The organism is Actinotalea sp. JY-7885 (assembly GCF_014525465.1).
Lineage (GTDB): Bacteria > Actinomycetota > Actinomycetes > Actinomycetales > Cellulomonadaceae > Actinotalea.
The window spans coordinates 1-9,369 of record NZ_JACEXH010000135.1 but is presented as its reverse complement, the minus strand read 5'-3'; the positions used below and the strand labels follow the sequence as shown (position 1 = coordinate 9,369).

7 protein-coding genes are annotated in these 9,369 nt (G+C 75.2%); 2 read left to right on the top strand and 5 right to left on the bottom strand.

What is annotated here, in order from left to right:
• On the top strand, positions 1 to 926 hold a 926-nt coding region (locus tag IDM29_RS12210), incomplete at its 5' end, for an ABC transporter ATP-binding protein (protein ID WP_223148265.1).
• Between the two features lie 239 nt (positions 927 to 1,165).
• Positions 1,166 to 1,510, top strand: coding sequence for an RNA polymerase-binding protein RbpA (locus IDM29_RS12205; protein WP_182113931.1), 345 nt, complete (start codon positions 1,166 to 1,168; stop codon positions 1,508 to 1,510).
• A gap of 115 nt (positions 1,511 to 1,625) precedes the next feature.
• Here IDM29_RS12205 and lnt read toward each other — a convergent pair whose 3' ends face one another.
• From lnt to tatA, 5 genes are all read right to left on the bottom strand, one after another.
• Positions 1,626 to 3,218 carry an apolipoprotein N-acyltransferase gene (gene lnt / locus IDM29_RS12200; RefSeq protein WP_255491864.1) on the bottom strand — a complete coding sequence of 531 codons (1,593 nt, stop codon included), beginning with the start codon at positions 3,216 to 3,218 and terminating at the stop codon, positions 1,626 to 1,628.
• 346 nt (positions 3,219 to 3,564) lie between these two features.
• The gene (locus IDM29_RS12195; protein ID WP_182113933.1) at positions 3,565 to 5,217 is read right to left on the bottom strand and encodes an amidohydrolase; all 1,653 of its coding nucleotides are present in this window, start codon (positions 5,215 to 5,217) and stop codon (positions 3,565 to 3,567) included.
• A gap of 21 nt (positions 5,218 to 5,238) precedes the next feature.
• Positions 5,239 to 8,103, bottom strand: a complete 2,865-nt coding sequence (locus IDM29_RS12190; RefSeq protein ID WP_182113934.1) for an RNA helicase — start codon at positions 8,101 to 8,103, stop codon at positions 5,239 to 5,241.
• A 9-nt stretch (positions 8,104 to 8,112) separates the two neighbouring features.
• Positions 8,113 to 8,856, bottom strand: coding sequence for a twin-arginine translocase subunit TatC (tatC, locus tag IDM29_RS12185; protein ID WP_182113935.1), 744 nt, complete (start codon positions 8,854 to 8,856; stop codon positions 8,113 to 8,115).
• Between the two features lie 46 nt (positions 8,857 to 8,902).
• Complete coding sequence (tatA, locus tag IDM29_RS12180) at positions 8,903 to 9,199, bottom strand: Sec-independent protein translocase subunit TatA (protein ID WP_182113936.1); 297 nt, start codon at positions 9,197 to 9,199, stop codon at positions 8,903 to 8,905.
• Between the last annotated feature and the right edge of the window lie 170 nt (positions 9,200 to 9,369).

The following is a 9,369-nucleotide window of genomic DNA, read 5'->3' as shown; positions in this document are numbered from 1 at the left end:
CCGCGGCCGTCGAGCGCCCGCGGTCCGCCGGCACGCCGGCGGGCGGCCACGGGAGCCTCCGCCCGGTCGGCGACGGCGCGCCCGAGGGCTCCGGGCCGGACGGCTCCCCGACGGACGGTTCTGCGTCGGACCACTCCCCGGCCGACGGGCCGGGACCCGGCCGCACGTGGACGGTGCGCGGCGTGTCCTTGCGCATCGAGCCCGGCCAGCTGGCGGCGTTCGTCGGCCCCTCCGGCGCAGGCAAGACGACGTTGAGCTACCTCGTCCCCCGGCTCTACGAGGTCGACTCCGGTGCTGTCCTCATCGACGGCCACGACGTCCGCGACCTCACGCTGGCCTCCGTCGCGGACGCCGTCGGGATGGTCACGCAGGACCCGTACCTCTTCCACGCGAGCATCGGGGACAACCTCCGCTACGCGCGCCCGGACGCGAGCGACGACGAGCTGGCCGCCGCGGCCCGGGCGGCGAACATCCACGACCGGATCATGGCGTTCCCGGAGGGCTACGCCACGACCGTGGGCGAGCGCGGGTACCGGCTCTCCGGCGGTGAGAAGCAGCGGCTGGCGATCGCGCGCGTGCTGCTCAAGGACCCGAGGATCCTCATCCTCGACGAGGCGACCTCGGCGCTGGACACCGCGTCGGAGCGGCTGGTGCAGCAGGCGCTGAACCAGGTCATGGCGGGGCGGACGACGATCGCCATCGCGCACCGCCTCTCCACGATCCGGCACGCGGACGTCATCGTGGTGGTCGACGCGGGACGCATCGCGGAGCGCGGGACGCACGACGAGCTGCTCGCGACGGGCGGTCTGTACGCGCGGCTGTACGCCGAGCAGTTCGGTGGCGGCAGCGTCGAGGCGCGCTTCGCGGACGGGGTGATGTTCACCGACGGCGTCGTCCTCGCGCAGCCCGGGCACCCCGAGCGCTGAGGTCGAACGGCCCGCGACGACGTCCCCGGGCTCCCGAGTTGCAGGGCGACGGCGCCCGCGGGACGGTGGACCGCAGCCGCGGCGCCGGTTCACCGCGGCGGTGGTGGCACGTTCACCGGACCTTCACGACCCGCCGGAACACCGGTGGCGGCGGGCGCGTTGAGAGTGCAGGACGACAGACAGACCCACCGGGCGGGAGTGATCCTCTCTGCCCGCCCAGCGGCCAAGGAGGTCACGCGATGGCTGACCGATCACTGCGCGGTATGCGCATCGGTGCCCACAGCATGGAGTCGGACGTGGGCGTGGAGTTCGCCCCGCGGTTCCAGGCGTACTACGACTGCCCCAACGGGCACACGATCATCCTGCCCTTCTCGGCCGAGGCGGACGTGCCGGTCGTGTGGGAGTGCCGCTGCGGCGAGGAGGCCCTCCTCCGGGACGCCAGCAAGCCCGAGCCCAAGGCCGGCAAGGCGCCCCGCACCCACTGGGACATGCTGCTCGAGCGCCGCACGGTCGGAGAGCTCGAGGAGCTCCTGACCGAGCGCCTCGAGCTGCTGCGCGCCGGGAAGCTGCGCCGCTCCGCCTGACGGCGGTCACCAGCGCGACCGAAGGCCGCCACCCCACGGGGTGGCGGCCTTCGTCATGTCGTGCCGACCCGCGGCCCTCGCCGCGGCACGCGCTGTCCTGGCGCGGGACGGGGTGTCAGCGCACGCGCTGGGCCGTGCGCGGGGCGTCCGCGGCGGCGAGCCGGTCCGCGCGCGGGATGCGGCGGGCCCCGGCGATGCCCGCGACGACCGTGATCGGCCCGAGCACCCGCAGCACCCACGCGATCGCGTCGCCGTAGCGCGTCGCCGGCGTGAGCTCGGTGCGCAGCGGGAGCGAGGCGACCATCTGCTCGGCCGTGAAGAGCCCCGTCGTCTGCGTCAGCACGCCGTTGGGCGTGATGACCCCGCTGACACCCACGGTGGAGATCTGGATGGTGGCCCGCCCGTGCTCCATGGCCCGCAGGCGGCTCATCGCGAGCTGCTGGGTGGACTCGTCGGAGCGGCCGAACGTCGCGTTGTTCGTCTGGACGAGGAGCACCTCTCCCCCGGCCTGGACGGCGTCGCGCACGATGCCGTCGTACGCGACCTCGAAGCAGATGACGTCCGCGAGGCCGACGGTGCGGCCCAGGCGCGGGGACTCCAGCTCGATGAGCCCGACGCCCTGCCCGGGGACCATGTCCGTGCTCACGCGGTCGACCGCGTCCGAGAAGCGGCGGGCGACGTCGCGCATGGGCACGTACTCGGCGAACGGCGCGGGGTGCTGCTTCGCGTAACGGTCCACCACGCCGAGCTCGGGGTCCCAGAGCTGGGACATGTTGAGCCGACCGCCGTCGGCCGGGAACTCCTGCGTCCCGACGAGCAGCGGCGCGTCGAGCGCCCGGGCCGCTCCCTGCACGGCGGCGCCGGCCGCCTCGTCGACGGTCGGGTCGATGTCGGAGCCGTTCTCGGGCCAGACGACCAGGTCCAGGTCTCCCGGCGCGACGACGTCCAGCAGGGCGTACGTCCCCGCGACGTGGTTGTCGAGCACCTCGCGCGCCTGCTGGAACGAGTCCAGGCCTCGGTCGGGCACGTTCCCCTGCACGGCGCCCACCTCGAGCCGGCCGGCGTCGGGCGCCGAGCCCAGCGGCAGCAGCCAGCCGCTGCCCACGAGCGCTGCCGCCACGATGAGGTAGCCGCTGGCGGCCCCGACGTCGATGCGGCGCAGCGCCAGGAGGGCGAAGGCCACGATCACGCCACCGACCACGACGAGCAGCGAGACCAGCGGCGCACCGCCCGCCCACGCCCAACGGCCGAGCGGCGAGTCCGCGTGGGCGAAGGCGAGCCGTCCCCAGGGGAAGCCGCCGAACGGCAGCACCTGCCGCGCCTCCTCGGCGGCCACCCAGATCAGCGCGAACGCCGGGACCTGGAGCCTCCGGGCCGACCAGATGACGGCACCGCGCCGGGCCCACGCCCACGCGGCACCCACGAGGCCGACGAACGCTGCCTCGACGAGGGACAGGGCGGCCCACGGGATCTCGCCCACCGAGCCCTGGATCCAGGTGAGGTGGGGCAGGAAGAACGCCAGGCCGAAGGTCAGCCCGACGAGGAAGTTCCAGCGCGCGCTGTCGCGCCCGAAGGCGATGAACAGCAGGGCGACGGCGACGAGGCTCAGGGGCCAGAGCCCGAGGCCGGGGAAGCTCGCGTCGCACACCAGGCCCGCCACGACGGCCAGGATCAGGCTGGTGATCCGGCGGGGAGGGGCGAAGGGCACGCCTCCAGGGTAACCGCGCGGCAGAGCGGTCGTGCTCCCCCGCGGCACCGACCGACCGGCCCGCATGTCCTTCGGACCGGACGTCGCCCCCCGAGGGACACGACGCCCGTTGTCTACTGAACATGCGGGCCAAGCCGGTGCCCTCGACCGGGGCGGACCGATCAGCCTCGAGGGCGACCGGGTCCGCGAACCGCGGGGAGGAACACCCGAAAACCTACCGGCTCACCACGCTCCGTCAAGCCGACGAAAGCGCAGGTCACGACCATCGCCGCAGGTCATCCGGACGTCCGCGCGAGGGGGTGAGATTCGCCGGACGGCGTGTCCGTCGGCGTGTCGCGACGATTCCTCAGCCGAGCTCGTCGTGCAGCACGACGCCGTCGCGCAGCGTCCGCAGGCACCGCGGCGGCGCCACGTCGGGGCCCAGCTCCGGCAGCAAGGGCGTACCCGCGCGGGGGTCCGTGCTCCACGCCGCGACGCGTCCGTCCGGTGCCTGGACCGCGAGGCTGTCGGCCCGCCACACGGCGAGCGTCGCGGGCGCACCGAGGCGGATCTCGCCGGCGCCCGTGTGGTCCAGGCCCGCCGCGCGCCACCCCCCGCGCGTGTGCGCCCGGAACGCCGCGCGCGCCGAGACGCGCTGCCCCGGGTCGTGGTGCTCGATCGCCGCGCGCACGGCACCCCACGGGTCGAACGGGGTCACCGGGCTGTCGGAGCCGAGGGCGAGCGGCACGCCGGCGGCCGCGAGGTCGGCGAGGGGGTTGAGCCCGGCGGCGCGCGTCGCCCCGAGCCGGCGCGCGTACATGCCGCCCGGGTGGCCCCAGCGGGCGTCGAACGCCGGCTGCACGCTGGCGACGACGCCGAAGAGCACCATGGCGGCGAGCGCGCGGGCGTCGACCATCTCCGCGTGCTCGATCCGGTGCCGCCCGCCCCGGACGGCGATGGAGCCCTCCGCGTCGGCGGCGAGCTCGAAGCCCTGCAGCACCTCCTCCATGGCGCGGTCGCCGATGACGTGGAAGGCGGCGTGCTTCCCGGCCCGGCCGACGGCCGCGAGGTGGGCCGCGACCTCCTCGGCGCTCAGGTAGAGCTCCCCGCTCGCCCCCGCGGCGCCCGGCGCCAGGTCCGCGTACGGGGCGCGGAGAGCCGCCGTGCGGGAGCCGAAGGACCCGTCGACGCACAGGTCGCCGCCGATGCCGGTCAGTCCGGGCACCTGTGCCAGGAGCGAGCGGGCGTCGTCCTCGGTCGCGCAGAGCTCGGCCCGGTAGCCGACGACGAGCGGCAGGCCGCCGGCGGGGTCGCGCGAGATCTCGAGCAGCCGCACGAGGTCGTCGAGCTCGTCGCTGCTCGGCATGCTGTGCTCGTGCACCGAGGCGATCCCCGCTGCGGCCGCGGCCTCCAGCGCGGCCCGGTGCAGGGCATCGCGGTCCGCGCGCATGCCGGCGTTGACCACCGTCATGGCGCGGTCGAGGGCCTCCCCCGTCACGAGGCCGTCGTGGCGCCACCCCGGCAGCGTGTCGCACCCGGCCACGCGCGCGAACGACGAGGAGACCACGGCCGAGTGGACGTCCGTGCGCAGGAGCACGACGGGCGCGCCCTCGCCCACCCGGTCGAGCTCCTCACGCGTCGGCGGGCGGTTCTCCGGCCACGACGTCTCGTCCCAGCCGCGCCCCACCAGGGGTGAGGAGGGACCGAGGTCGCGCGCGCGCCGGGCCGCGTCCGCGACCGTGCCGAGCGCCGCCGCGAGGGTCGCGACGCCCGATCCGGCGCCGAGATCCACGGACCGCAGCGCGCCGCCGGTCTGGAGGACGTGCACGTGCGCGTCGACGAAGGCGGGCGTCACGAGCGCACCGTCGAGGTCGACCACCTCGTCGACCCCGTCGAGGACCGTGTGGACGGTCGCCTCGCTGCCGAGCCACGCGACCTGCCCGTCGGCGACGAGGACGGCCTCGGCGAACGGGTCGGCCGCGGAGTGGATGACGCCGTTGCGGTAGAGGGTGCTGGCCACGGGCCGAACGTATCGCAGGCCTCAGACGGAGCTGTACGCGACGACCCCCCGGCGTACCTGGTCGACGGCGCGCCGGGCGGCGGCGCGGGTCGTCGGCGTCGGCGCCGCCTGGGCGATCTGGTCGAGCAGGTCGACCACCTGCTTGCACCACCGCACGAAGTCGCCGGCGGCCAGGTCCGTGCCCTGGAGCACCGTCGCCAGCCCTCGGCCGCTCGCCCAGCGATGGATCGGCTCGACGAGCCCGAAGTCCAGCGGACGGGTGGCGCCGAGCCCGTGCGCGAGCTCGATGTCCTCGAGCCGCGACCAGGCGCGCACCGTGGCGTCGAGCGCCTGGGCGAGCCTGCCCTGCGGTCCACCGGGCACGGGAGGTGCCGCGTCCCGCTCCTCGCGCCGCGCCTCGAAGACGACGCCCGAGACGGCCGCGGCGAGCGCCGGCGCGTCGAGCCCGTCCCAGATGCCGGTGCGCAGGCACTCCGCGACCAGGAGGTCGCTCTCCGCGTACAGCCGCCGCAGCCACTGCCCGGCGTCGGTCACGCGCGTGCGGGCCGGTCCCCGCGCGGGGCCGGCCACCGCCTCGGCGTCCGTCCGGTGCTCGTCGGTCACCAGCTCCAGGTAGCCGGTCTCGGTGAGCACGTCGCAGATCCGGTCGAAGATGCGCGCGATCGAGCTCGTGCGGCCGTCGATCCGGCGCACGAGCGCGTCGTGCTCGCGCTTGAGCCGGTGGTACCGCTCGGACCACCGGGCGTGCTCCTCGCGCTCGGAGCAGCCGTGGCAGGGGTGGTTGCGCAGCCGCCGTCGGAGGTCGGCGAGGGTCGCGTCGTCCGCGGCGGCCGAGCCGTTCCTCCCCCGGCCCCGCGGGCGCTCCGCGGCGGCGCCGCCCTTCGGCGGTTCGGCGAGGGCGGTGTTCATCGCCGAGACCAGGTCTCGCCGGGACCCGGGGTTGCGCGGCGCGAAGCCCTTGGGGATGCGCACGCGTGTCACGGTGCGCACCCCGCCCGCGAGCTCCCCGACGCTCAGCACGCGCACCTTCCGCTCCCCCGTCAGGACGGTGGGCCGCGGGCCGTCGAGGCCCGCGTCCCGCCCGGGGTCGAGCACGACCGCGAAGCCTGCCCGGCGTCCGACCGGGATCTCCACGACGTCGCCCGCGCGCAGCTGCTGCAGGCTGGTCAGCACCTCGGACCTCCGGGCCCGGACGGCCTCGCGGGACAGCGACTGCTCCCGGTCCGCGACCTTGCGGCGCAGGTCCGCGTACTCCGCGAAGTCGCCGAGGTGGCACGTCATCGCTGCGGCGTAGCCCTCGAGCGCCTCGGCGTGGGCCTTCGCCTGGCGTGCCAGGCCGACGACGGCGCGGTCGGCCTGGAACTGCGCGAAGCTCGTCTCGAGCACCTCGCGCGCGCGGTCGCGTCCGACCTGGGCGACGAGGTTGACGGCCATGTTGTAGGTGGGCCGGAAGCTCGAGCGCAGCGGGTAGGTCCGGCGCGACGCCAGCCCTGCCAGCGCCACGGGGTCGAGCCCGCCGTGGTCCACGACGACGGCATGCCCCTCGACGTCGATGCCCCGGCGCCCGGCGCGTCCGGTGAGCTGGGTGTACTCCCCCGGCGTGATGTCGACGTGCGCGGAGCCGTCCCACTTGGTCAGCTTCTCCAGCACGACCGACCGGGCCGGCATGTTGATGCCCAGCGCCAGGGTCTCGGTGGCGAAGACGACCTTGACCAGGCCGCGCGAGAACAGCTCCTCGACCGTCTCCTTGAACAGCGGCAGGAGCCCGGCGTGGTGGGAGGCGATCCCCCGCTCGAGCGCCTGGCTCCACTCCCAGAACCCGAGCACCGCCAGGTCCTGGCGCGGGATCGCCGCGCACCGCTCCTCGACCACGGCGCGGATCTGCGCCTCCTGCTCGGCCGTGGTGAGCCGCAGGCCGGCGCGCAGGCACTGCTGCACCGCGGCGGCGCACCCCGCGCGGGAGAAGATGAAGTAGATCGCGGGCAGCAGGGCGGCGTCGTCGAGCTGCTCGACGACGGCGAACCGCGGCGGCGGTCGCCGGGCTCCCAGGCGGGCGGCGCCGCGGGTCTGCGGCCGTCCGCGGCCCCCGCCCCGGTACCCGCGGTCCCCCGGGCCGCGGGAGCCGTCGGCGCGGTCGACGCGCCGCAGCGCGACGGCGAGGTCCGGGTTGATGGGCGGGTCCACCCCCGGCGCCGTGGGGTCGACGTGGCCGGCGTAGAGGTCGTACAGCGCGTCGGCCGCCAGGACGTGCTGCCACAGCGGCACGGGGCGCGTCTCGCTGACCACGACGGCCGTGTCGCCGCGGACCATCGTGAGCCAGTCGCCGAACTCCTCCGCGTTGGAGACCGTGGCGGACAGCGAGACGAGCTGCACGTCGTCGGGCAGGTGGATGATCACCTCTTCCCAGACCGGGCCACGGAAGCGGTCGGCCAGGTAGTGCACCTCGTCCATCGCGACGTAGCCCAGGCCGTCCAGGGCGCGGGAGCCCGCGTAGAGCATGTTGCGCAGCACCTCGGTCGTCATGACGACGACCGGGGCGTCGCCGTTGACCGTGGTGTCGCCCGTGAGGAGGCCGACGTTCTGCGCCCCGTGGCGCCGGGCCAGGTCGGCGTACTTCTGGTTGCTCAGCGCCTTGATCGGCGTCGTGTAGAACGCCTTGCGGCCCTGCTGGAGCGCGAGGTGGACGGCGAACTCGCCCACGACCGTCTTGCCGGCGCCCGTCGGTGCCGCGACGAGCACACCGCGCCCGCCCTCGAGCGCCCCGCAGGCCTCGAGCTGGAAGGGGTCCAGACCGAAGGGGTAGCCCTCGGCGAAGGCGGCGAGCTCGCTGCGCTGGAAGGCGGCCCGGCGGCGCGACGCCGCGTACCGCTCGGCCGGGGAGGACATGGCTCCAGCCTAGGCAGCGGTGAGCGCCTCGGCCCGTCGGTCCGCCCTGCGGTCGTGCAGCACGCAGAGGCCCAGGGCGAGGACGTAGAGCGCGCACATGGGGATGGCGAGCGCGAACATCGAGATCGCATCGGCGGTCGGCGTCGCGACCGCCGCGAAGACGAAGGACAGCAGCACCGCCCACCGCCAGCCCGCGCGCCAGGTGTCGGCGCGCACGAGGTTGGCCGCGTTGAGCCCGACCATGACGACGGGGAGCAGGAAGGCGATGCCGAAGGCGAGCACCATCTTCATGATGAACTCGAGGTAGCCCTGGGCGTCGATGAGGTTCGCGGCCCCCGGGGGCGTGAAGCCGCTGAGGATGGCCACGGCCTTGGGCAGGAGGAACCACGCGAGGGCGCCGCCGACGAGGAACAGCGGGACCCCGGCGCAGACGAAGCCGACAGTCGTCCAGCGCTCCCGGCGCGTGAGGCCCGGCGCGACGAACGCCCAGAGCTGGTAGATCCACCACGGGCTGGTCACGATCGCGCCCGCGAAGAGCGAGACCTTGATCTGCAGGTCGAGCGGTGTGGCGACGCCGCCGAAGTTCAGCGTGATGAGGTCGCCGCGCGCGGCCGCGAGCTCGACCACCGGCTCCTGGAGCAGCTCGAACAGGGGCACGTACCAGAGCCACGCGACGGCCGCGCCGACGACGACGCCGGCCGCCGCGAGCAGGACGCGGTTGCGGAGCTCGCGGATGTGCTGGCGCAGCGGCATGCGGCCGTCCGCGGTGCGCCGCGGGCCGCGCCGCCGGCGCGCAGCCTCAGGCGCGGCGCGACTCACCGTCGTCGTCGCTCACGCGCGGCGGCGTGGTGGCGGGGGGTGGCGTGGTCACGGGCGGCGCGTCGACGGGGTACGTGGTGCTCGGCGTGGGCGGCGTGGTGACCGGGGGGACGCCGCTGCCCGCCGCCGGGTGGTCCTGCTGCATGTCCTTGACCTCGGACCGGAAGATCTTCATCGACTTCCCGACGCTCCGCGCGAGGTCCGGCAGGCGCCGGGCCCCGAACAGGAGCAGGACGATCGCGAGGAGGATCAGCCACTCCCAGCCGCGCAGGTTCACGTCAGTCCCTTCCGATCGTTGGCCTCCATGCTAGCCGTCGCGGCCCGGGCCACGTCCGGGCCTCAGCGCGACAGCGCCTGCCAGCGCCGGTAGGCGGCCTCGTGACGCTGCGCGCGCGCCTCGCGGCGGCGCGCGGTCGCGACGCGGGTCGCGTCGCGCCGGGCGCGGGC

Coding starts and splice junctions, on each gene's coding strand:
- tatC (WP_182113935.1), bottom strand. CDS start 8,856: ATGCCGCTGCGCCAGCACATCCGCGAGCTCCGCAACCGCGTCCTGCTC.
- IDM29_RS12205 (WP_182113931.1), top strand. CDS start 1,166: ATGGCTGACCGATCACTGCGCGGTATGCGCATCGGTGCCCACAGCATG.
- IDM29_RS12190 (WP_182113934.1), bottom strand. CDS start 8,103: ATGTCCTCCCCGGCCGAGCGGTACGCGGCGTCGCGCCGCCGGGCCGCC.